The sequence below is a fragment of the Pseudomonas sp. NY15374 genome (assembly GCF_048068255.1).
Classification (GTDB): Bacteria; Pseudomonadota; Gammaproteobacteria; order Pseudomonadales; family Pseudomonadaceae; genus Aquipseudomonas; species Aquipseudomonas machongensis.
Genome location: NZ_JBLUPZ010000021.1, coordinates 1 through 22,473, shown reverse-complemented (window position 1 = coordinate 22,473; position 22,473 = coordinate 1). Strand labels below are relative to the sequence as shown.

20 protein-coding genes are annotated in these 22,473 nt (G+C 66.0%); 7 read left to right on the top strand and 13 right to left on the bottom strand.

What is annotated here, in order from left to right:
- Window positions 1-157 precede the first annotated feature (157 nt).
- From phaZ to gshB, 12 genes are all read right to left on the bottom strand, one after another.
- The gene (gene phaZ / locus ACNFHO_RS27215) at window positions 158-1,009 is read right to left on the bottom strand and encodes a poly(3-hydroxyalkanoate) depolymerase (RefSeq protein ID WP_063546564.1); all 852 of its coding nucleotides are present in this window, start codon (window positions 1,007-1,009) and stop codon (window positions 158-160) included.
- A gap of 60 nt (window positions 1,010-1,069) precedes the next feature.
- Window positions 1,070-2,749, bottom strand: a complete 1,680-nt coding sequence (gene phaC / locus ACNFHO_RS27210; RefSeq protein ID WP_063546562.1) for a class II poly(R)-hydroxyalkanoic acid synthase — start codon at window positions 2,747-2,749, stop codon at window positions 1,070-1,072.
- Window positions 2,750-2,982: 233 nt separating this feature from the next.
- On the bottom strand, window positions 2,983-3,360 hold the full coding sequence (locus tag ACNFHO_RS27205) for a gamma-butyrobetaine hydroxylase-like domain-containing protein (RefSeq protein ID WP_063546560.1): 378 nt from the start codon (window positions 3,358-3,360) through the stop codon (window positions 2,983-2,985).
- Window positions 3,361-3,515: 155 nt separating this feature from the next.
- On the bottom strand, window positions 3,516-4,859 hold the full coding sequence (hslU, locus tag ACNFHO_RS27200; RefSeq protein WP_054894846.1) for an ATP-dependent protease ATPase subunit HslU: 1,344 nt from the start codon (window positions 4,857-4,859) through the stop codon (window positions 3,516-3,518).
- A gap of 76 nt (window positions 4,860-4,935) precedes the next feature.
- Window positions 4,936-5,466 (bottom strand): ATP-dependent protease subunit HslV, encoded by a 531-nt coding sequence (hslV, locus tag ACNFHO_RS27195; RefSeq protein WP_054894845.1) that lies wholly within the window; start codon window positions 5,464-5,466, stop codon window positions 4,936-4,938.
- A gap of 179 nt (window positions 5,467-5,645) precedes the next feature.
- On the bottom strand, window positions 5,646-6,917 hold the full coding sequence (locus tag ACNFHO_RS27190) for a dihydroorotase (RefSeq protein ID WP_054894844.1): 1,272 nt from the start codon (window positions 6,915-6,917) through the stop codon (window positions 5,646-5,648).
- Window positions 6,914-7,918, bottom strand: coding sequence for an aspartate carbamoyltransferase catalytic subunit (locus ACNFHO_RS27185; protein ID WP_054894843.1), 1,005 nt, complete (start codon window positions 7,916-7,918; stop codon window positions 6,914-6,916). The genes ACNFHO_RS27190 and ACNFHO_RS27185 overlap by 4 nt, the downstream gene beginning before the upstream one ends.
- 12 nt (window positions 7,919-7,930) lie before the next feature.
- Window positions 7,931-8,449, bottom strand: coding sequence for a bifunctional pyr operon transcriptional regulator/uracil phosphoribosyltransferase PyrR (gene pyrR, locus ACNFHO_RS27180; RefSeq protein WP_054894842.1), 519 nt, complete (start codon window positions 8,447-8,449; stop codon window positions 7,931-7,933).
- Between the two features lie 46 nt (window positions 8,450-8,495).
- Window positions 8,496-8,921: a Holliday junction resolvase RuvX gene (gene ruvX / locus ACNFHO_RS27175; RefSeq protein ID WP_054894841.1), complete on the bottom strand. Its 426-nt coding sequence runs from the start codon at window positions 8,919-8,921 to the stop codon at window positions 8,496-8,498.
- Window positions 8,921-9,490 (bottom strand): YqgE/AlgH family protein, encoded by a 570-nt coding sequence (locus ACNFHO_RS27170; RefSeq protein WP_054894840.1) that lies wholly within the window; start codon window positions 9,488-9,490, stop codon window positions 8,921-8,923. The genes ruvX and ACNFHO_RS27170 overlap by 1 nt, the downstream gene beginning before the upstream one ends.
- A gap of 94 nt (window positions 9,491-9,584) precedes the next feature.
- Complete coding sequence (locus tag ACNFHO_RS27165; protein WP_063546554.1) at window positions 9,585-10,484, bottom strand: energy transducer TonB; 900 nt, start codon at window positions 10,482-10,484, stop codon at window positions 9,585-9,587.
- Between the two features lie 89 nt (window positions 10,485-10,573).
- The gene (gshB, locus tag ACNFHO_RS27160; RefSeq protein ID WP_063546552.1) at window positions 10,574-11,527 is read right to left on the bottom strand and encodes a glutathione synthase; all 954 of its coding nucleotides are present in this window, start codon (window positions 11,525-11,527) and stop codon (window positions 10,574-10,576) included.
- Between the two features lie 195 nt (window positions 11,528-11,722).
- On the opposite strand from gshB, the gene ACNFHO_RS27155 reads away from it, so the two are divergent.
- The 7 genes from ACNFHO_RS27155 to trhA all read left to right on the top strand — a co-directional run bounded on the left by ACNFHO_RS27155 (window position 11,723) and on the right by trhA (window position 21,605).
- Complete coding sequence (locus ACNFHO_RS27155) at window positions 11,723-12,124, top strand: response regulator (RefSeq protein ID WP_416767940.1); 402 nt, start codon at window positions 11,723-11,725, stop codon at window positions 12,122-12,124.
- Window positions 12,125-12,171: 47 nt separating this feature from the next.
- Entirely contained in the window at window positions 12,172-12,537 is a 366-nt protein-coding gene (gene pilH / locus ACNFHO_RS27150; protein WP_012274551.1) for a twitching motility response regulator PilH, read from the top strand.
- A complete protein-coding gene (locus ACNFHO_RS27145; protein ID WP_054894837.1) occupies window positions 12,534-13,088 on the top strand; it encodes a chemotaxis protein CheW in 555 nt (184 codons plus the stop codon). Before pilH ends, ACNFHO_RS27145 begins: the two co-directional genes overlap by 4 nt.
- Window positions 13,089-13,138: 50 nt before the next feature.
- Window positions 13,139-15,160 carry a methyl-accepting chemotaxis protein gene (locus ACNFHO_RS27140; RefSeq protein ID WP_370671316.1) on the top strand — a complete coding sequence of 674 codons (2,022 nt, stop codon included), beginning with the start codon at window positions 13,139-13,141 and terminating at the stop codon, window positions 15,158-15,160.
- 10 nt (window positions 15,161-15,170) lie between these two features.
- Entirely contained in the window at window positions 15,171-20,447 is a 5,277-nt protein-coding gene (locus ACNFHO_RS27135) for an Hpt domain-containing protein (RefSeq protein WP_416767937.1), read from the top strand.
- Complete coding sequence (locus tag ACNFHO_RS27130; protein ID WP_054894834.1) at window positions 20,440-20,913, top strand: chemotaxis protein CheW; 474 nt, start codon at window positions 20,440-20,442, stop codon at window positions 20,911-20,913. The genes ACNFHO_RS27135 and ACNFHO_RS27130 overlap by 8 nt, the downstream gene beginning before the upstream one ends.
- Before the next feature lie 74 nt (window positions 20,914-20,987).
- Complete coding sequence (gene trhA / locus ACNFHO_RS27125; RefSeq protein WP_063546544.1) at window positions 20,988-21,605, top strand: PAQR family membrane homeostasis protein TrhA; 618 nt, start codon at window positions 20,988-20,990, stop codon at window positions 21,603-21,605.
- Between the two features lie 10 nt (window positions 21,606-21,615).
- On the opposite strand, the gene ACNFHO_RS27120 is transcribed toward trhA, so the two are convergent.
- A complete protein-coding gene (locus ACNFHO_RS27120; protein WP_063546542.1) occupies window positions 21,616-22,335 on the bottom strand; it encodes a 16S rRNA (uracil(1498)-N(3))-methyltransferase in 720 nt (239 codons plus the stop codon).
- Window positions 22,336-22,473 lie beyond the last annotated feature (138 nt).

Sequence of the window (22,473 nt, the reverse complement as noted above, 5' to 3'; positions counted from 1 at the left end):
CGCCCCGGTTGGCGCCGCCCTCAAACACCCCCCGCGGCCGCCGGGGGCGGGGTGGCGCCGGCCGCGCCCCCGCCGCCCCCCCCCTCCCCAGACCCCGGGGCGCGGGCTTTGCCCGCGAAGGCAGCACCGCCGAGTAACTGAATGTACTGGCGCCCGCTTACCTGCGCGCCACCGGCCGCGGATGCATGACCGCACGCTGACGCTCTTCCTGGAGGAATTTCATGATGATCGGGGCGACGGCCTCGGCGCGGGTGATCAGGAACAGGTGGCCATCATCGATTATGTGTAGCTGGGCATTGGGAATTCGCCAGGCCAGCAGGCGCATGTTGATCAGCGGAATCAACGGGTCATCGTCACCGGCCAGCACCAGGGTCGGCTGGTGGATCTTGTGCAGCCAGTGGATGCTCGTCCAGCCAAGCCCCGCGAACAGTTGCCAGTAGTAGCCGGTCTTGCCCCCGGAGCGCACCTTGGAGGCGTGGTGCAACGCCAGGTCCGGGTCGCGGCGGAAGGCGCCGCCATAAATCATCGGCGCAATGCGGATCACGTGCGACGGTTGCACATAGCGCCGCGGGCTGGCCATCATCCACAACACCTTGGGCTTGCCGGGCACCATGAAGGCCCCCGCAGCGGTGGCGGCGAGCACCAGTTTCTTGCAGCGCTCGGGATAGTCGTGGGCAAACTGCTGGGCCAGCGCCCCGCCCCAGGACACGCCGATGACATTGACCTGGCCGTAGTCCAGGTAGTCGAGCATGCGCGCGGTGAGCTTGGCCAGGCCCGGGAAACGATAGGGATGGCGGGGCGTGGACGAGCCGCCGACACCGGGTACGTCGAAGGCGATGACCTCAAGGTCCGGGTCCAGCGCCTCGATGAATGGGAATACCAGCTCGAGGTTGGCGCCAATGCCGTTGAAGATCAGCAGCGGCGTCAGGTGTGGCTTGCCGGGGCGGACGGCGGTGCGGATGGACTGGTTGTCCAGCTCGACGGTCCTGAATACGTAGGGTTGCGACATGCGCCTGACTCTGTGATGGATAAAGCGCCGCGGCCCGCCGGGTGGTCGCGGCGGTGCGACTCAACGCTCGTGCACGTAGGTCCCCGGGGCCGCTTCGCCCGCGCTGTAGGCGCGATTGCCCAGGCGCGTCGGTGCTTTCTTCAGCTCACCGGCGCGTTCACCCAGCCAGGCCTGCCAGTGCAGCCACCAGGAGTCGGCGTGCTTGATCGCGTTCTCCTGCCAGGCCAACGGATCGTCCGGGCGGTCTTCACCGGTCAGGAAGCGCGCCTTGGGGTTGCCTGGCGGGTTGAGGATGCTCTGGATATGGCCGCTGTTGGAGAGCACGAACTCGATCTTGCCGCCGAACAGGTGCGCCGAGCGGTAGCACGACTGCCAGGGGGTGATGTGGTCGGCGGTGCCGGCGACGCTGTAGATATCGCACTGCACTTTCTTCAGGTCGATGGCGGTGCCGGAGACTTCCAGCGCGTCGGCGCGGGTCAGCGGGTTGGTCTTGAACATCTCGATCAGGTCGCCGTGGAAGGCGGCCGGCAGGCGTGTGGTGTCGTTGTTCCAGAACAGGATGTCGAAGATCGGCGGCTCGTTGCCGAGCAGGTAGTTGTTGACCCAGTAGTTCCAGATCAGGTCGTTGGGGCGCATCCAGGCGAACACCTTGGCCATGTCGCTGCCTTCGAGCACGCCGGCCTGGTAGGAGTGGCGCTTGGCGGCTTCGAGGGTCTGTTCGTCGACGAACAGTGCCACTTGGGTATCGACCGTGGTGTCGAGCACGCTCACCAGCAAGGTCAGCGAGTTGACCTTGGTTTCGCCCAGCGCGGCGTAGTGGCCCAGCAGCGCGGTGCAGGTGATGCCGCCGGAGCAGGCACCGAGCATGTTCAGGTCCTTGCTGCCGGTGATGGCCAGCACCGCGTCCACTGCTTCCTTGAGGGCGTCGATGTAGGTCGACAGACCCCACTCACGCTGGGCCTTGGTCGGGTTGCGCCAACTGATGATGAAGGTCTGCTGGTTGGAGCGCAGGCAGAAGCGCGCCAGGCTCTTTTCCGGGCTGAGGTCGAAAACGTAGAACTTGTTGATCTGTGGCGGCACCACCAGCAGCGGGCGGCTGTGCACCTGCTCGGTGATCGGCCGATACTGGATCAGTTCCAGCACGTCGTTGCGAAACACCACCGCACCTTCGCTGGTGCCGAGGTTCTTGCCAACCTCGAAGGCTTCCATGTTCACCTGGCTGGGCATGCCGCCGTTGTTGACCATGTCCTTGGCGAGGTTGGACAGGCCATCGAGCAGGCTCTTGCCGCCCGTCTCGAAGAAGCGCTTGACCGCCTGCGGGTTGGCCAGTGTGTTGGTCGGCGCCATGGCCTCGGTCATCAGGTTGATGACGAACTGACCGCGGCTGACATCCTGGGGCGACAGGTCACTCTCGGCGATCCAGTCGTTGAGCTCCTTGCGCCAGGCCAGGTAGGTCTGCAGGTAACGGCGATAGAGCGGATTCTGGCTCCAGGCCGGATCGCTGAAGCGACGGTCATCGCTCTCGGGATGCAGGTTGGACTTGCCCAGCAGCACGTTTTTCAGTTCCAGGCCGAAATGGGCCACATGCTTGGCGCTGTGCAACGGCTGACGCACCGCCTGGCGCAGTACGGTGCGCGCGGAGCTCAGCAGGTCCTTGCGACGAATGCCGATGACCGGATTCAGGCCGAGGGTGTTTTCCGAGGCCTGTTTCTGCAACTCATCGTTGTTCTTGTTACTCATCTACGACGCTCCGTTGTCCTGAGACGAGTACCGGCTGCCTGTGGCGGGTACACAGACGACCGCCCGGTACTGCTGCTCGGGTGACCAGTGATAACGAACAGATGCAGGAACTTGCCAGCCCCATTGGTTACCCGACTTTCATGCAATGCGCAAGACAGCCAGTCATTGGCTGTCTGTAAGTCATTCAAACAGAACGCATTAGAAAATGCGCTCTAACGCCTGGGAAGCTTGACCTAGAGCATTAGCTTGACCACTGACTCGACCGGGTCGCGGGATTTGCCGGCTTTGTGCAGTTCGTCGAGGTACTCGGCCCACAGCTGTTCCTGGCGCAGGCACAGTTGCTCGAGGTATTCCCAGGTGAACAGGCCGCTGTCGTGGCCGTCGTCGAACGTCAGTTTCAAGGCATATTGGCCGGCAGGTTCCAGGCCGCTGAGGCCGACGTTGATCTTGCCGAATTGCAGGATGGGGTTGCCGTGGCCCTGGACCTCGGCGGAGGGCGAGTGCACGCGCAGGAACTCGGCGGGCAGGTGATAGACCTCGCCGGGGGCGTAGGTGAGTGTGAGGGTCTTCGAGGCTTTGTGCAGGTTGATGGCGGTGGGGAGACGGGCCATGGGGGGAAATCTCTCGGGAGCTGATGGAACAAGCTTCCAGCTTCTGATGGAGGGATTCAAGGGCCCATTCGCGGGCAAGCCCGCTCTCACAGGGGCACCACATACTTCGGCATTGTGGTGACCCCTGGGGAGCGGGCTCGCCCGCGGTGGTGGTATTACAGGATGTAACGCGACAGGTCTTCGTTCTGCGCCAGCTCACCGAGGTGGCTGTTCACATAGGCGGCGTCGATGTTGATCGGCGTCTCGTCATGGGCGCTGGCCAGGTCGCCGGCACTGAACGACACCTCTTCGAGCAGGCGCTCGAGCAGGGTATGCAGGCGGCGGGCACCGATGTTCTCGGTCTTCTCGTTGACCTGGAAGGCGATCTCGGCCAGGCGCTTAATGCCTTCGTCGGCGAAGGCGATGTTCAGGCCTTCGGTCTTGAGCAGCTCGCGGTACTGTTCGGTGAGCGAGGCGTGCGGCTCCTTGAGGATGCGCTCGAAGTCCTGCGGCGTCAGGGCCTTGAGCTCGACGCGGATCGGCAGGCGGCCCTGCAGCTCCGGTACCAGGTCGCTCGGCTTGCTCAGGTGGAACGCACCGGAGGCGATGAACAGGATGTGGTCGGTCTTGACCATGCCCAGCTTGGTGTTGACCGTGCAGCCTTCGATCAGCGGCAACAGGTCGCGCTGCACGCCTTCACGGGACACATCGGCGCCGCCGACGTTGCCGCGCTTGGCCACCTTGTCGATCTCGTCGATGAACACGATGCCGTGCTGCTCGACGGCTTCCAGGGCCTTGGCCTTGAGCTCTTCCTCGTTGACCAGGCGGCTCGCCTCCTCGTCACGGACCATCTTCAGCGCTTCCTTGACCTTCAGCTTGCGTGCCTTGCGCTTGCCTTTGCCCATGTTGGCGAACAGGCTCTGCAGCTGGTTGGTCATCTCTTCCATGCCGGGCGGCGCAGCGATTTCGACGCCCACCGCATCGGCGACTTCGATCTCGATTTCCTTGTCGTCCAACTGGCCTTCACGCAGGCGCTTGCGGAACAGCTGGCGCGTGTTGGAGTCGCTGCTGGACTGCTGGGCTTCCTCGTTGAAGCTGCTGACCCGCGCTTGCGGCAGCAGCGCGTCGAGGATGCGGTCTTCGGCGGCGTCTTCGGCGCGGTGGCGCACACGGACGATTTCCTGCTCGCGCAGCATCTTCAGCGCAGCATCGGCGAGGTCGCGGATGATCGACTCGACATCACGGCCAACGTAACCGACTTCGGTGAACTTGGTCGCTTCGACCTTGATGAACGGAGCATTGGCGAGCTTGGCCAGGCGTCGGGCGATTTCGGTCTTGCCGACGCCGGTAGGGCCGATCATCAGGATGTTCTTGGGGGTGACTTCGGCACGCAGCTCGGCAGGCAGCTGCATGCGCCGCCAGCGGTTGCGCAGGGCGATGGCGACGGCACGCTTGGCGTCGTCCTGGCCGATGATGTGGCGGTTGAGTTCGTGGACGATCTCGCGGGGGGTCATGGACATGGTGAATTGGGTCCTGGGGCGTGGTGAGTCAGCGTGGGAAAAAGTCCCGCAGTGAGCGGGACACCAGATCAGCTGATCACTCGGCCAGGTCCTGCTCCTCGATGGTCAGGTTGTGGTTGGTGAACACACAGATGTCACCGGCGATATTCAGTGCGGTCTCGGCGATTTCGCGGGCCGAGAGATCGGTCTTGTTCAGCAGGGCGCGGGCTGCGGCCTGGGCGTAGGCACCACCGGAACCCATGGCGATCAGGCCGTCTTCGGGTTCGACCACGTCACCGTTGCCGGTGATGATCAGCGAGGCGTCCTTGTTGGCCACGGCGAGCATGGCTTCCAGGCGGCTCAACGAGCGGTCCGTGCGCCACTCCTTGGCCAGTTCGACGGCGGCACGCACCAGGTGCCCGGAGTGCTTCTGCAGTTGCGATTCGAAGCGCTCGAACAGGGTGAAGGCGTCGGCGGTGGCGCCGGCAAAGCCTGCAATGACCTCGCCGTTGTAAAGGCGACGGACCTTCTTGGCGTTGCCTTTCATGACGGTGTTGCCGAGGGATACCTGGCCGTCGCCGCCCATGACGACTTTGCCGTTACGGCGGACAGAAACGATGGTGGTCAAGAGAGAGTCTCCACGCAGCGGGGCGAAAATGCCTGTTGCAGACTCATATGGGGGGAGGGGGGAAGGATTTCAACCAGGGGGGGATGAATGGTCGGATTGGCAGTGGCATTGAAGTGGGGCCTTCGCGGGCAAGGCGCAGCGGCGGGTCGCCGCTGCGACTTGCCCGCGAAGAGGCCTACTCAGGCCTCGTGGCAGACATGCCCATCGACCAGGGTGTAGCGCACTGCGCCCGGCAGGCAATGCCCGATGAACGGGCAGTTTTCGCCACGGGAGAACCACTGCTCGCCGGCCACGGTGGAGGCGCTCGGGTCGAACAGCACCAGGTCTGCCGCACCACCGACCTTCAGCTCGCCCGCCGGCAGGCGCAGCGCCTGGGCCGGGCCGCTGGACAGCCGTGCCAGCAGGGTCGGCAGGTCGAGCAGGCCGTCCTCGACCAGGGTCATGGCCAGCGGCAGCAGCAGTTCGACACTGCTGATCCCCGCTTCGGTGGCGCCGAACGGTGCCAGCTTGGCATCGCGCTCGTGGGGCTGGTGGTGGCTGGAGATCGCCTGGATGACGCCCGACTTCACTGCCTCGCGCAGGCCATCGCGGTCGGCCGGGGTGCGCAGCGGTGGCTGTACGTGGTACAGGCTGGAGAAATCGCGCAGCGCCTCGTCGGTGAGGATCAGCTGGTACAGCGCCACGTCGGCCGTGACCGGCAGCCCCAGTTGCTGAGCCTGGGCGATCAGCCGTGCGCCGCGGGCGCTGGTGATCTGGGTGAAGTGCGCTCGCACGCCGGTCTGTTCGACCAGCAGCAGGTTGCGCGCCAGCGCCACAGTCTCGGCGGTTTCCGGTATGCCCGGCAAGCCAAGGAAGCTGGCCATGGCGCCTTCGTGGGCCAGGCCTCCGGCTGACAGGTCGCGGTCCTGGGAGTGGAACACCACGGTCAGGTCGAAGGTGGCGGCATATTCCAGGGCGCGGGCCAGGGTCCGGTTGTTGGGGATCTCCTTGAGGCCGTTGCCGAAGGCCACGCAGCCGGTGTCGCGCAGGGCCACCAGCTCGGCCAGTTGCTCGCCTTCCAGGCCCTTGGTCAGGGCGCCAATCGGGTAGACCTTGCTGTTGGCTGCCTCGCGGGCGCGGTCGAGGATCAGTTCCGCGACGGCCGAGGTGTCGAGCACCGGTTTGGTCTGCGGCGGGCAGCACAGGCTGGTGACGCCGCCGGCCACGGCTGCGCGGGTTTCGCTGGCAATGTTGCCCTTGCGGCTGTAGCCCGGCTCGCGCAGGGCGACGTCGAGGTCGACCAGGCCAGGTGCGGCCACCAGGCCGTCGGCCTGGATCGTGCGGCTGGCGCTGAAGCCTGCTGGCGCTGCGCCGAGGGCAAGGATGCGACCGTTCTCCAGGTGCAGGTCGGTGATCTGGTCCAGGCCGCTGCTGGGATCGATGACCCGTGCGCCGATGATGCTGATGGTCACAGGGCGTTCTCCTGGTCGAGTTGACGTTGCGCGTTCTGGCCGCTCATGGCCATCGACAGTACGGCCATGCGCACGGCGATGCCGTAGGTCACCTGGTTGAGGATCACCGAGTGCTTGCCGTCGGCCACCGCCGATTCGATTTCCACGCCCCGATTGATCGGGCCCGGGTGCATTACGATGGCGTCCGGCTTGGCGCCGGCCAGGCGCGCGGTGGTCAGACCGAACAGGCGGTAGAACTCGCCCTCGCTGGGCAGCAGGCCACCGGCCATGCGCTCACGCTGCAGGCGCAGCATGATCACCACGTCGACGTCTTTCAGGCCCTCGGCCAGGTCGGTGTAGACCTTGACCCCGTACTGCTCGATACCGATCGGGATCAGCGTCTTCGGGCCGATCACACGGATGTCCGGGCAACCCAGGGCCTTGAGCGCGAGCATGTCGGAGCGGGCTACGCGCGAGTGCAGGATATCGCCGACGATCGCCACCGAAAGGTTCTCGAAGCTACCCTTGTGCCGACGGATGGTCAGCATGTCGAGCATGCCCTGGGTCGGGTGGGCATGGCGGCCATCGCCGCCGTTGATCACCGCGACCTCCGGGCACACGTGCTCGGCGATGAAGTGCGCGGCGCCGGAGTCGGAGTGACGCACGACGAACATGTCGGCAGCCATGGCTTCCAGGTTGCGCAGGGTATCGAACAGGGTCTCGCCCTTGCTGGTCGAGGAGGTCGACACGTTCAGGCTGATCACGTCGGCCGACAGGCGCTGGGCGGCCAGTTCGAAGGTGGTGCGGGTGCGGGTGGAGTTCTCGAAGAACACGTTGCACACGGTCTTGCCGCGCAGCAACGGAACCTTCTTCACGGCCCGGGCGCCAACTTCGAGGAAGGAGTCGGCGGTGTCGAGGATCTCGGTGAGCAGTTCGCGGGGCAAACCGTCGAGCGAGAGGAAATGGCGTAGCTGGCCCTGATCGTTGAGCTGCAGCGGGCGCTTGGCGTCGAATGGCGTCATCGCGGGGGACTCTTAAAGGGCGGATGCGGGGGCGAGGTCCTGGCGCTCGAGGGCGAGCGGGGCGGGTCCGGTCAATTTTACCCGTTCATGGGCCGCCAAGGACAGCGTCGCGCCGAGCACATTCGGGCGGATCGGCAATTCGCCTGCGTCCAGGTCGAGCAGGCAGACCAGGGTCACGCTGGCCGGGCGCCCATAGTCGAACAGCTCGTTGAGCGCAGCGCGGATGGTTCGACCGCTCATCAGCACGTCATCCACCAGCACCAGGTGCTGGCCTTCGATCTCGAACGGCAGCTCGGACGGGCGCACCTGCGGGTGCAGGCCGTTCTGGCTGAAGTCGTCGCGGTAGAACGACACGTCGAGGGTGCCCAGCGGGCTCTGGTCGCCAAGCGCTTGCTGCAGGGCCTGGGCAACCCACACGCCACCGGTGCGGATACCGATGAAGCGTGGCTCTGCGATGGCGCGGCGCGCCAGGTGGGCGCGAAGGTCGACGGCCATCTGCCGGATCAGGTCGGCGGGATTGGGTAGGCTCATTGCGTGCTCCTTGGGGCGCCGGCATCGCCGGCAGCAAAGCGGATGGTCAGGTATTGGCCTCCAGCCAGCCCTGCAGCAGCAGTGCAGCGGCGATGGCGTCGACCGGGTTGTCGCGGTAGCTGCCACGCTGGCCGCCACGGGCCATCTGTTCGCCCTTGGCCTCGAAGGTGGTCAGGCGTTCGTCGTGGGTATGTACCGGCAGGTTGTAGCGTCCATGCAGGCGGCGGGCGAACTTCTCCGCGCGTTCGCTCATCTCGCTGGGCGTGCCGTCCATGTTCAGCGGCAGGCCGACGACGATGGCGTCGGGTTTCCATTCCTTGATCAGTTTCTCGACCTGGTTCCAGTCCGGCACGCCGTTCTGTGCCTTGAGCGTACACAGTTCGCGGGCCTGGCCGGTGATGACCTGGCCGACGGCGACGCCGATCTGGCGGGTGCCGTAGTCGAAGCCCAGCAGCAGGCGCAGCTCGGCCATCAGGCGTGCCCTGCCTGGCTGGTCAGCAGACTGAGGTTGATGCCCAGGCTTTGCGCGGCGGCCTGCAGGCGCTGCTCGCAGGCCATGCCGAAGAGGATCTCGGGGTCGAACGGGCAGTTGAGCCAGGCGTTATCGGCCAGCTCCGCCTCGAGCTGCCCGGCTTCCCAGCCGGCGTAGCCCAGGGTGATCAGGCTCTGCTTCGGGCCGACGCCCTCGGCGATGGCGAACAGCACATCCTGTGATGTCGACAGCGACAGGCCTTGCAGCTCGATGGTGGCCTGGTAGGTGCATTCGGCGCTGTGCAGCACGAAGCCGCGGTCGGTCTGCACCGGGCCACCCTGGTAGATCGGGATCTGCAGGGTGCTGGCAGGCGGTTCCTCATCCGGGCGCAACTGCTCGAGGATATCGGCCAGGTTCAGCTCCTGCGGGCGATTGACCACCAGGCCCATGGCGCCGTTGGCGTTGTGCTCGACGATGTAGGTGAGGGTCTGGGCAAAGTTCGGATCGGCCATGTGCGGCATGGCAATCAGGAACTGGTGCTTGAGGTAGCTCGGCGTGAGGGTTTTCATGAGGGGTAGTGTGGCGTCAGGTGGCGAGGCTGACAAGCTGGCTGTGCGGTGTATGTACCGGTCCCCTCGCGGGGCAAGTCGCAGCCCGTACCAGTCAATTGCTCGACAGCCGGTCCCCACGCGCGAAGCGCCAGGTGCGGATGATCTCCAGGCGGTCGAATTCCGCCAGGTCGCCGGTGAACGGCGCGAACGGTGCCGCAAGGCGAACGATGCGCTGGGCGGCCTGGTCCAGCACCGGTTGCCCGGAGGATTCGAGCACCAGCACTTCATACAACGAACCGTCGCGGTTGATCGACACCATCATCCGCAGGCTGCCGTACATCTGCTGGCGTCGGGCTTCTTCCGGGTAATTGAGGTTGCCGATCCGCTCGACTTTCTTGCGCCATTCCTCTTTGTACCAGGCCCCCTTGTCGCGCATGGTCGAGGCCGCGTTGAGACGATGGATGCGGGGGCGCTTGGCATACAACTGCTGTTCGTTGGACAGCTCGGCCTCGAGGCTGGCGATCTGGCTCGACAACTGCGAGCTGTCGAAGTCCGGCACCGGTGCGGGGGGCTTGGGTTGAGGCTTGCTTTCCTTTGGCGCGGTTTCGGCTTTCTGCGGTTTCGCTGCCTTGGTCGTCACCACGGATTTCGCCGGCGCCGCTGGCGTTTCCGGCCGGGCTGCCGGAGGCGGGGTGATCTTGTTGACCTTGCTGTCCTGGAATGGCGCCACTTCGGTGGTGGTGGGCACGGCTTTCTTGTCCAGGGTGCCACTGCCCTGCTGGTTGTCCTGGGCCTGGTAGTCGGCTTTCTCCGGCGCTTTCTCGCTCTTGAAGGTGGCCAGGGTGATGTCCATGGTCTGGCGGACTTCGGCGGGCTTGACCACGCTGAAACCCACCCCGAGGATCAGCGCAAGGTGCACCAGGGCGGCAAGAAACAGCGTGAAACCGAGCCGGTCCACCGGGCGAACGCGCGGTGGCAGCAGGTCGGATGGGATGTCGGCAGGCAGCGTCATCGGGTATCCAGCAACCGCAGTGGGGCAGCAGGTCGAGTGAAATGGACCGGCATCATACCCCACTCCAGGGTTTTGCTCCGCGTCGGTGGTCAGCGCGCCTTGAGCTTGCGATCAATGGCGTCCATCAGCTGGCCGCCGATATTGGTGTTGTAGGCAGCATCGATCTCGCGGATGCAGGTCGGGCTGGTGACGTTGATCTCGGTCAGCGAGTCGCCAATCACGTCCAGGCCGACGAACAGCAGGCCCTTTTCGCGCAGGGTCGGGCCGACCTGGGCGGCGATCCAGCGGTCGCGCTCGGTCAGCGGACGGGCTTCGCCACGGCCACCAGCGGCCAGGTTGCCACGGGTCTCGCCGCTGGCCGGGATGCGTGCCAGGCAGTAGGGCACCGGCTCGCCGTCGATCATCAGGATGCGCTTGTCGCCATCGACGATCTGCGGCAGGTAGGCCTGTGCCATGATCTGCTGGTGGCCATGCTGGGTCAGGGTTTCGAGGATCACCGAGAGGTTCGGGTCGCCCTGGCGGTGACGGAACACCGATGCGCCGCCCATGCCGTCGAGCGGCTTGAGGATCACATCGCCATGGGTGGCGGCGAAGGCGCGCAGGATGTCGGCGCGGCGGCTGACCAGGGTTGGCGCCATGCACTGCGGGAACTGCGTGGCGAACAGCTTTTCGTTGCAGTCACGCAGGCTCTGCGGTTTGTTGACGATCAGCACGCCTTCGCGCTCGGCCTGCTCCAGCAGGTAGGTGCTGTAGACGAACTCCATGTCGAAGGGGGGATCCTTGCGCATCAGGATCACGTCCAGCTCGTTCAGCGCGCTGTCCTGCTCATCGCCCAGCTCGAACCAGCGGGCCGGATCGGCGAACACCTTCAGCGGTCGCATCTGCGCACGGGCCTGGCCGGCACCCAGGTAGAGGTCGCGCTGCTCCATGTAGAACAGGCTCCAGCCACGCTCCTGCGCCGCCAGCAGCATGGCCAGCGAGCTGTCCTTCTTGTAGGAAATGGACGCGATGGGGTCCATGACAATCCCGAGGCGAACGCTCATGGGGTAATTCCTCTTGGCGGCAGGTGGCCGCGATGGCACGAAAGAAAAGTGGCTCAGGGTGGCGCCGGGAACGCGGCCGGTCAAGGGGGGAGGCAGATGGAATGCCTACCCGGACTGTGTTAAAAATGCCAGTCAGAGCGCTGCATGGCAGCCCTCGAGGTTTCATTCCTGGCTTGGCGATGGGTGACGCATTTCATGGAACAGCCCCTGAAGGTGATGGTGATCGACGATTCCCGCACCATCCGCCGCACCGCCCAGATGTTGCTGGGCGAGGTGGGTTGCGAGGTGATCATCGCCAGCGACGGTTTCGATGCCCTGGCCAAGATCGTCGATCACAAGCCGCGGATCATCTTCGTCGATGTACTGATGCCGCGTCTGGACGGTTACCAGACCTGCGCAGTGATCAAGCACAACAGTGCGTTCAAGGATATTCCGGTGATCCTGCTGTCGTCGCGTGACGGCCTGTTCGACAAGGCCCGCGGCCGGGTGGTCGGCTCCGATCAGTTCCTCACCAAACCGTTCAGCAAGGAAGAACTGCTCGACGCGATCCGTGCCCACGTGCCCGAATTCGCCGTGCAGGCACAACACGCACCCTGACCGCGCCCGCCCTGGCGCGGTCTTCATTTTCCTGATGGGGAAACCGTATGGCCCGAGTGCTGATTGTCGACGACTCGCCGACAGAGATGTACAGATTGACCGAATGGCTCGAGAAGCATGGCTACCAGGTGCTCAAGGCCAGCAACGGTGCCGATGGCGTGGCCCTGGCCCGCCAGGACAAGCCGGATGCGGTGCTGATGGACATCGTCATGCCCGGCATGAACGGCTTCCAGGCCACCCGCCAGCTCAGCAAGGACCCTGAAACCAGCGCCATCCCGGTGATCGTGGTCACCACCAAGGACCAGGAAACCGACCGCATCTGGGCCACGCGCCAGGGCGCTCGCGATTTCCTGACCAAGCCGGTGGAAGAGGACGCGCTGATCGCCAAGCTCAAAGAGGTGCTGGGCGCTTGACCACACGCCCCCAGGGTGCGTCGCTGACCGCCTTCGAGCTGTTGCTGGACATCGACCGCCGCTGCCGCCTGTTGGTGGCCGACCAGCCGCTGCAGGACACGCGCCTGCAGCAGTGGAGCGGTATCGGCTTTCGCATCGCCGGGCAGTGGTTCGTCGCCCCCATGGGTGAGGTGGCTGAAGTGTTGCGCGAGCCGCGCAGCAGCCGGGTGCCCGGGGTGCAGCCTTGGGTGCGCGGCGTCGCCAACCTGCGCGGTCGCCTGCTGCCGGTGATGGACCTGTCGGCGTTCTTCGGCCTTGGGCCGGCGGCCTCGGGCAAGCAGCGCCGCGTGCTGGTGCTGGACCATGACGACCTGTTCGTCGGCCTGTTGGTGGATGAAGTGGTCGGCTTGCAACATTTCGACCTGAGCAGCCTGGAGCTGTCGCCCCCGCAGCCACTGATCCGCGCCGCGGCGCGTTTCGTCCAGGGGCATTTCCCGCGTGAGCGCAACTGGGCGATCTTCAGCCCCTTCGCCCTGGCCCAGGCGCCAGGCTTTCTCGATGTGGCGTTGTAGAGGACCCTGCGACAGTGAACAAGCCCGCTCCAACCGTCGTTCCCGAAGCCGTGGCCCAGCGCCCGCGCAGCACCGCGCAGATCACTGTGCTGTTCGTGGTGCTGATCCTGTCGATCGTGCTGCTGTTCGCCAACTTCGCCTACCTCAACACCCAGTCCAACCACGACAAGCAGTACATCGGCCATGCCGGCGAGTTGCGCGTGCTGTCCCAGCGCATCGCCAAGAACGCCACCGAGGCGGCGGCGGGCAAGGCCCTGGCGTTCCGGCTGCTGTCCGATGCACGTAACGATTTCGAGCGCCGCTGGAAATACCTGCGCGAGGGTGACAAGGCCACTGGCCTGCCGCCAGCGCCGGCCACGGTGCGCGACGAGATGGACGCGGTGCGCCAGGACTGGGAAAACCTGCGGCGCAACACCGACACCATCCTGGCCAGCGAGCAGACCGTGCTGTCCTTGCACCAGGTGGCGGCGACCCTGGCCGAAACCGTGCCACAGTTGCAGGTCGAGTATGAAAAGGTCGTGGAAATCCTGCTGCAGAGCGGTGCACCGGCCAGCCAGGTGGCCGTGGCCCAGCGCCAGTTGCTGCTGGCCGAGCGGATTCTCGGTTCGGTCAATACCGTGCTGGCCGGTGACGATACCTCGGTGCAGGCCGCCGACACCTTCGGCCGTGATGCCAGCCGCTTCGGCCAGGTGCTCGAGGGCATGCTCGGTGGCAATCCGGCGATCCAGGTGACCCGTGTCGAAGACCCGGACGCGCGTGCGCGCCTGGCCGAGATCGCCGAGCTGTTCCAGTTCGTTTCCGGCTCGGTCGACGAAATCCTCGAGACTTCACCGGAGCTGCTGCGGGTGCGCGAGGCCGCGAGCAACATCTTCAGCCTGTCGCAGACCCTGCTCGACGAAGCCTCGCACCTGGCCAATGGTTTCGAGAACCTGGCCGGGCGCACCCTCGACACCGTCGGCGGCTACGTGCTCGGCCTGCTGGCGCTGGCCTCGATCATCCTCATCGGCCTGGTGATGGTCCGCGCCACCAACCGTCAACTACGCGACACGGCGGAGAAGAACGAGCGCAACCAGCAGGCCATCATGCGCCTGCTCGATGAAATCGAAGAGCTGGCCGATGGCGACCTGACGGTGACGGTGTCGGTCACCGAAGACTTCACCGGCGCCATCGCCGACTCGATCAACTTCTCGGTGGACCAGTTGCGCGACCTGGTGGCGACCATCAACCACAGCGCCGAGCAGGTCGCCGCTGCGGTGCAGGACACCCAGAACACCGCACGCCAGCTGGCCAAGGCCTCGGAACACCAGGCCGACCAGATCAGCGAGGCGTCGCTGGCGGTGGGCGACATGGTCGAGTCGATCGACCGGGTTTCCGCTCACGCCTATGAGTCGGCCAAGGTCGCCGAGCGTTCGGTGGCCATCGCCAACAAGGGCAATGAGGTGGTGCACAACACCATCCATGGCATGGATAACATCCGCGAGCAGATTCAGGACACCGCCAAGCGCATCAAGCGTCTTGGGGAGTCTTCCCAGGAAATCGGCGACATCGTCAGCCTGATCGACGACATTGCCGAACAAACCAACATCCTGGCCCTCAATGCGGCGATCCAGGCTTCGCTGGCGGGTGAAGCGGGGCGCGGCTTCGCTGTGGTCGCTGACGAAGTGCAGCGCCTGGCTGAGCGTTCGTCGTCGGCCACCCGACAGATCGAAGCGCTGGTGCGAACCATCCAGGCCGATACCAACGAAGCGGTGATCTCCATGGAGCAGACCACCGCCGAAGTGGTGCGTGGTGCGCGTCTTGCCCAGGACGCAGGCGTGGCCCTCGCTGAAATCGAGGGCGTGTCGCAGAACCTGGCCGAACTGATCCACAGCATTTCCGACGCGGCGCAATTGCAGACGTCCTCGGCCGGGCAGATTTCCCACACCATGGCGGTGATCCAGCAGATCACTGCGCAGACCTCCGCCGGTTCCGGCGCTACCGCCGACAGCATCCGTCACCTGGCCAGAATGGCCAGCGAGATGCGCCGTTCGGTGTCTGGTTTCACCTTGCCGGCCCCGGCCGAGCGGCGCTGAGGAGAGGTCTATGGCCGTTACGGCAATGAGCCCCGAGCGTCACGACACGGTCGCCCTGAGCTGGACCAAGGCGGCCATCGCCGATTGTCTGGGCCAGGCGCGGCAGGCGCTGGAGCGTTTTTCCAGCGAGCCGGGCGACCCCGCCTTGCTGGGGTTCTTCGTCGACAACCTGCATCAGGTGCAAGGGTGCCTGACGATGCTCGAGCTCAATGGCGCGGCGCGCCTGGCCGAGGAATTGGAGTTGCTCGGGCGTGCCCTCTTCGAGGGCCAGGTCAGCCCGCGTGGCGATTGCCTGGGTGCGCTGTTCCGCGGCCTTGAGCAATTACCGCCCTACCTCGAGCGCCTGCGGGGGGCGCGCCACGACCTGCCGTTGGTGGTGCTGCCGTTGCTCAATCAGTTGCGCCTGTGCCGCGGCGCCGAGCCGCTGGCCCAGGACAGCCTGATGGGAGAGGCGGCGCAGCGCCTGGCGGGGGCCAACGATCTGGCCAACCTCGACCTGTCGCTGGGCAACTGGCGCGACCAGTTGCAGGCCGGCCAGGGCCGCGATGCCCTGCGCTCGGTGATCACTGCCCTGTGCGACGACCTGGTGCGGATCAAGGAGCGGCTCGACCCCTTCGTACGGGGGGATAACGAGCAGCGCGACCCACTCGATGTGCTGATCGCGCCGCTGCGCCATGTTGCCGATACCCTCGCAGTGCTGGGCTTCCAGCAGCCGCGCCGGGTCATCATCGACCAGGTGCTCGCCTTGCAGGCCCTGGCCCAGGGCGAACGTGCCGTGGACGATGCGGTGCTGATGGATGTGGCCGGTGCCCTGTTGTACGTGGAGGCGACGCTCAACGGCATGGTGGGCGGCCTTGCCGAGGGCCTGGAAGGCGGTATGCCCGGCTCGGACGTGACCGAGATCCGCCAGCGGGTGTTCGAGGAGTCGCTCTCGGTGTTGCAGCAGGCCAAGGACCTGATCGGCGACTGTCTGGAATCCGGTTGGCCGCGCCAGCGTCTGCAGCCCCTGCCGGGCCTGCTGCAGCAGGTGCGTGGCGCGTTGGCGATGCTGATGCTGCCGGCCGCCTCCGAGGTGTTCGGGGTGTCGGCCGACTATGTGCAAGGCTGGTTGTCGCATCTTGAGCAGGAGCCACCGGAGCAGGAGCTGGCCCACCTGGCCGAGGCCTTGAGTGCGGTGGAGTGCTACCTGCAATGGCGTGTCGCCGATCCGCTGGCCGATGCCCAGCGTTTTCTCGACATGGCCTGCGCCAGTCTGGCCGCCCTTGGCCTGCGCTGCAGCCAAGCGCCGGTCATGGCTGAGCCGCAGCGTGCCGATGACGGCATCGACGATGAGCTGCGCGAAGTGTTCCTGGAGGAAACCGCTGAGCTGCTGCCGGAGATCGAACGCCTATGGTTGCGCTGGCGTGCCGACAACCAGCAACGCGACGCGCTTGTCGAACTGCGCCGTGCCTTGCATACGCTCAAGGGCAGCGGGCGGATGGTGCACGCAGGCGCCGTGGCCGAGCTGGCCTGGGGCGCCGAGCATCTGCTCAACCGTGTGCTGGAAGGACGCATCGTGCTCAGCGGCGAGGGCGCCGTGGCGCTGCAACAGGCCTTCGTGCACCTGCCTGACCTGCTCGCCGACTTTGCGGTGGGTCAGATACCCCGGCTGGCCGATGTCGAGCAGCTCAGCAGCCACCTGCACGCCCTGGCGGTCAACGACACCGCGTCTGCCAGCGACAGTGACGGGCTCGATCCGCAACTGCTGGAGATCTTTCGCAACGAGGCCCAGGGCCATCTGGCCAGCCTCGACAGTTTCCTCATGGCTGCCAAAGGCCAGGACACCCCGGTCAGCGACAGCCTGCAACGCGCGCTGCATACCCTCAAGGGCAGCGCGGCCATGGCCGGGGTGATGCCGATCGCAGAGCTTGCCACCGCCTTCGACCGCCTGGCGCGTGAATACAAGGCGCACCAACTGCCGTTGGAAGTGGCGGATATCGAATGGCTGGAAGCGTCGCGCAGCCTGTTCCAGTTGGGCCTGGCCCAGCTTGAGCGCACACCGTTGGCACCGATTCCTGGCGCTGCGCAACTGATCGAGCAGGTCGGCGAAGCGGTGGATGCACGCCTGGCGGTGCTGCAGGACGCAGCGCCGCACACCCGCCGCAACCGTCGTGATCCACAACTGATCGCCAGCTTCCTGGCTCAGGGCATGGATATCCTGCTCGATGCCGAGTCGCTGTTGTCGCGCTGGCAGGAGCACCCGCGCGAACGCCAGGAGCTGGACACGCTGCTTGATGAGCTGACGACCCTGGCCCATGGTGCGCACCTGGCCGATTTCTGGCAGGTGGATGAGCTCTGCGAAGCGCTGCTCGATCTGTATGGGGCGGTTGAGGAGGGCAGCCTGGTCGCCAACGGGCATTTCTTCGCCCAGGCGCGGCAGGCCCACGAAGCCCTGATCGACATGCTCGATGAGATTGCTGCCGGGCAGGAGGTCACCCCGCGCAGCGAGTGCCTGGATGGCTTGCGTGCGCTGCTGGACGGGGCGCTCGACCCGGCGGCAACCGGGCTGGTGGGCGAGCAGGGCGTGACCCCGCTGGCCACGGCCATGGACCTGCCGGAGCCGGCAGTGGTGCAGTTGTTCCTCGACGAGGCCGGCGACATCCTCGACAGCGCCGATCAGGCTTTGCAGCGCTGGCGACAGGAGCCGGAAGGCAGCTCGGCGGTGTCGGCGTTGCAGCACGATGTGCAGACCTTGCGTGGCGGTGCGCAGATGGCCGCGATTGGCGCCATCGAGGTGCTCGCTCAGGAGCTGGCGTTGCTCTACGAAGGGCTGGTCGATCGGCGGTTGGCCGCCAGCAGTGCGCTGTTCGAACTGCTGCAGCGCAGCCATTCGGCGCTGGGCCAGATGCTCGACAGCCTGCGCCAGGGCGAGCTGCCGTCTTCGGCGGTGGCACTGCTCGGCGAGTTGCGTGAGTTCCGCCATGCGCCGGTCAGCGAGCCGGAGGTGGCAGAAACACCTGGCGACAAGGAGCTGCTGGAAGTCTTCCTCGAAGAAAGCTCGGACATCGTCGAAAGCGCTGCGGCTGCGTTGGCGCGCTGGCAGGCCGACCCGCGCAGCAGTGTCGAGGTGGAAAACCTGCTGCGCGACCTGCACACCCTCAAGGGCGGCGCGCGCATGGTGGAAATCGCCGCCATTGGCGACCTGGCCCATGAGCTGGAGTTTCTCTACGAACTGCTCGCTGCTGGCCGCCTGCCGCCGACGCCCGCGCTGTTCAGCCTGCTGCAGAACTGCCACGACCGCCTTGCGCACATGCTCGACGCCGTACGTCTGGGGCAGCCGCTGCACGCGGCAACGGCGCTGATCGACTACATTCGCAACTTTTCCAGTGCGGCGCTGACCGACAGCGCCGCCGGCCAGCCGCCGGTGGAGGCCGCGCCGCTCGATGTGCCGAGCGCTGCACCCGAGCGAGCGCCGGGGGACATGGTCAAGGTCGATGCCGAACTGCTCGACGACCTGGGCAACCTGGCCAGCGAGCACGCGATCATTCGTGGTCGTATCGAGCAGCAGGTCAACGATGCACAGTTCGCCTTGAGCGAAATGGAAACCACCCTGGAGCGCATGCGCGACCAGTTGCTGCGCCTGGACAACGAAACCCAGGGCCGCATGTCCAGCCGCTGGCAGGCCGAGGGCGACGCCTACGACGATTTCGACCCGCTGGAAATGGACCGCCATTCGCAGTTGCAGCAGCTGTCGCGGGCCTTGTTCGAATCGGCTTCCGACTTGCTCGACCTCAAGGAAACCCTGACCCTGCGGGCCCAGGAGGCGCATGGCCTGCTGCAGCAGCAGGCGCGGGTCAACAGTCAGTTGCAGGAAGGCCTGACCGCCACCCTGATGGTGCCTTTCGAGCGCCTGGTGCCACGCCTGCAGCGCGTGGTGCGGCAGGTGGCGAGCGAGCTGGGCAAACAGGTCGAACTGGTGGTCGGCAACGCCGAGGGCGAGCTGGACCGCAGCGTGCTCGAGCGCATGGTCGCGCCCCTGGAGCACATGCTGCGCAACGCCGTCGACCATGGCCTCGAGCCGCGCGAGGTGCGCCTGGCGGCAGGCAAGCCGGAGCAGGGCACCATCCACCTCAACCTGCTCCACGAGGGCGCCGACATCGTCATCGAGATGAGCGACGACGGCGCCGGGGTGCCGCTGGAGGCGGTTCGCAAGAAGGCCATCAAGCGCGGCTTGCTGGCGCCGCAGGCGCAGCTCAGCGATCACGAGATCTTGCAGTTCATCCTGCGTCCGGGGTTCTCCACGGCCGAGAAGATCACCCAGATTTCCGGGCGCGGGCTGGGCATGGATGTGGTCCATGAAGAGGTCAAGCAGTTGGGCGGCTCGATGAGCATCGAGTCCAGCCCAGGCAAGGGGGCACGCTTCCAGATCCGCTTGCCGTTCACGGTATCGCTGAACCGGGCGCTGATGGTGCACCTGGGCGAGGAGCAGTACGCCATCCCGCTCAACACCATCGAGGGCATCGTCCGCGTGCCGCCCGCCGAGCTCGAGGCCTGCTACCAGCTGGATCCGCCGCGCTATCGCTATGCAGGGCACGCCTACGACCTGCGCTACCTGGGCGAGCTGTTGCAGGATGTCGGCCGTCCGCGCCTGCTGGGGCAAAGCCTGCCCTTGCCGGTGCTGCTGGTGCATGCCCAGGAGCAGTCGTTTGCGATCCAGGCCGATGGCCTGTCGCCGAGCCGCGAAATCGTGGTGAAAAGCCTGGGGCCACAATTCGCTGCGGTGCCGGGGTTGTCTGGTGCGACCTTGCTCGGTGATGGGCGGGTGGTGCTGATTCTCGACCTGCTCGGTCAGCTGCGCGGCCAGCAGCGGCGCCTGGCGCGGTTGCCGGTGGGTGACGGCGAGCGGCGCCAGCTGTTCGGCCCGGCGGCGCGGCGTCCGTTGCTGGTGATGGTGGTCGACGACTCGGTCACCGTGCGCAAGGTCACCAGCCGCCTGCTGGAACGTCACGGCATGAGCGTGTTGACCGCCAAGGATGGGGTCGACGCCATGGCCCTGCTGGAGGAACACCGCCCTGACGTGCTGCTGCTGGACATCGAGATGCCGCGCATGGACGGCTTCGAAGTGGCGACGCGGGTGCGGCGTGACAGCCGCCTGCACGACTTGCCGATCATCATGATCACCTCGCGTACCGGGCAGAAACACCGCGACCGGGCCATGGCCATCGGCGTCAACGAATACCTCGGCAAGCCTTACCAGGAGTCGCTCCTGTTGCAGAGCATCGCCCACTGGAGCCAGCCTCATGCTTGAACATATCGCCGGTCAGCGCAGCAGCCTCACCGGGCTGTTGCTGCCCCTGGGCGACCGTACCCTGGTGCTGCCCAACGTTGCGGTGGCCGAGCTGATCGGCGAGCGTGCGTTCGTCTGCGAACTGCATGAGCCGGCCTGGCACATGGGCTGGATCGACTGGCGCCAGCAGTGTCTGCCGCTGATAGGCTTCGAGGCCGCCTGTGGCGGTGAAACGCCCTGTGGCGAGCGGGCGCGGATCGTCGTGCTCAACGCCTTGGGCGATACCGGGCTGCGCTACCTGGCGCTGCTGCTGCAGGGGATCCCGCGCTCGTGCAAGCTCGACAGCCAGTTGAACTATGTGGACGTGCCGCTGGGGGCGCTGGAGCTGGCGGCGGTGCAGGTGGGCGAGCAGGTGGCGCGGGTGCCGGACCTGGCGGCGCTCGAACGGCTGGTGCGTGACGCGGATCTGCAACCTTCGGCGCAGTAGGATGATGCTCATGCGGGCCCTGTCGCGCCACTGCCCGCCAGGAACCCATTGGCCTTGTGGAGGTCTGAGCCTGCATGTACTACGGTGAACGCTTCAACGCCTGGACCCACCTGGTCGGTGCTGTCCTGGCCTGTATCGGTGCCATCTGGCTGATCGTCGTCGCGGGCCTGCAGGGCGACCCCTGGAAGATCGTCAGCTTCTCCATCTACGGCTTTACGCTGCTGTTGCTCTACAGCATTTCCACGCTCTATCACAGCACGCGCGGCCGGGCGAAGGTGGTCATGCGCAAGCTCGATCACCTGTCGATCTACCTGCTCATCGCCGGCAGCTATACACCGTTCTGCCTGGTCAGTCTGCGCGGGCCCTGGGGCTGGAGCCTGTTCGGCATCGTCTGGGGCCTGGCGGTGATCGGCATGCTCCAGGAGATCAAACCGCGCTCCGAGGCACGGATCCTCTCGATCATCATCTACGCGGTGATGGGCTGGATCGTGCTGGTGGCGGTCAAACCGTTGCTCCACAGCCTCGGTGGCGCCGGCTTTGCCTGGCTGGCGGCCGGCGGTGTGCTGTACACCGTCGGCATCATCTTTTTCGCCTTCGACAGCCGCTTTCGCCACTGGCACGGCATCTGGCACCTGTTCGTCATCGCTGGCAGCCTGATGCACTTCGTCGCGGTGTACTTCTACGTGCTATAGGGGGCTGATCTTAGAAATCGCCCCACAGCTGCTGCGCCACCGATAGCGCCACCACCGGCGCCGTCTCGGTGCGCAGTACGCGAGGGCCGAGGCGGGCGGCGTGGAAGCCGGCGCCCTTGGCCTGATCGACTTCGGCATCGCTCAAGCCACCCTCAGGTCCGATCAGGAAGGCCAGGCGTGTCGGTTTGTCATGGCTGGTCAGCGGCTCGGCCACCGGGTGCAGGACCAGCTTGAGATCGGCCTCGCTGTCTTTCAGCCATTCGGCCAGGGGCACCGGTGGGTGGATCACTGGCAGGGTAGAGCGCCCGCATTGTTCGCAGGCGCTGATCGCCACCTGGCGCCAGTGAGCCAGGCGCTTGTCGGCGCGCTCGTCCTTCAGACGCACTTCGCAGCGCTCGCTGACGATCGGGGTGATTTGGCTGACGCCCAGCTCGGTGGCTTTCTGGATCGCCCAGTCCATGCGCTCGCCGCGTGACAGCCCCTGGCCGAGGTGGATGTGCAGCGGCGAATCGGGTTGGCCGGGCAGGGCCTGGTCGAGGCTGACCCGCACGGATTTCTTGCCCACGTCGAGCAACTGGCCGAGGTATTCCTGGCCACTGCCGTCGAACAGTTGCACGGCGGCGCCGGCGCTCATGCGCAGCACGCGGCCGATGTAGTGGGCCTGGGCCTCGGGCAACTCGTGCTCGCCAAGGCTCAGGGGGGCGTCGATGAAGAAACGGGACAGTCTCATGGTTCGGCTCGGAATAGGGGTGAGGACATCATCCTCTGTGGGAGCGGGGGTTGGCGCCCCCACGCCCCGAGGGGCGCGCGGTCAGATGCGGGGGCCGCCCCCCCCACCCCGGGGTGGGGGTTTGTAGCCCGCGAGGGG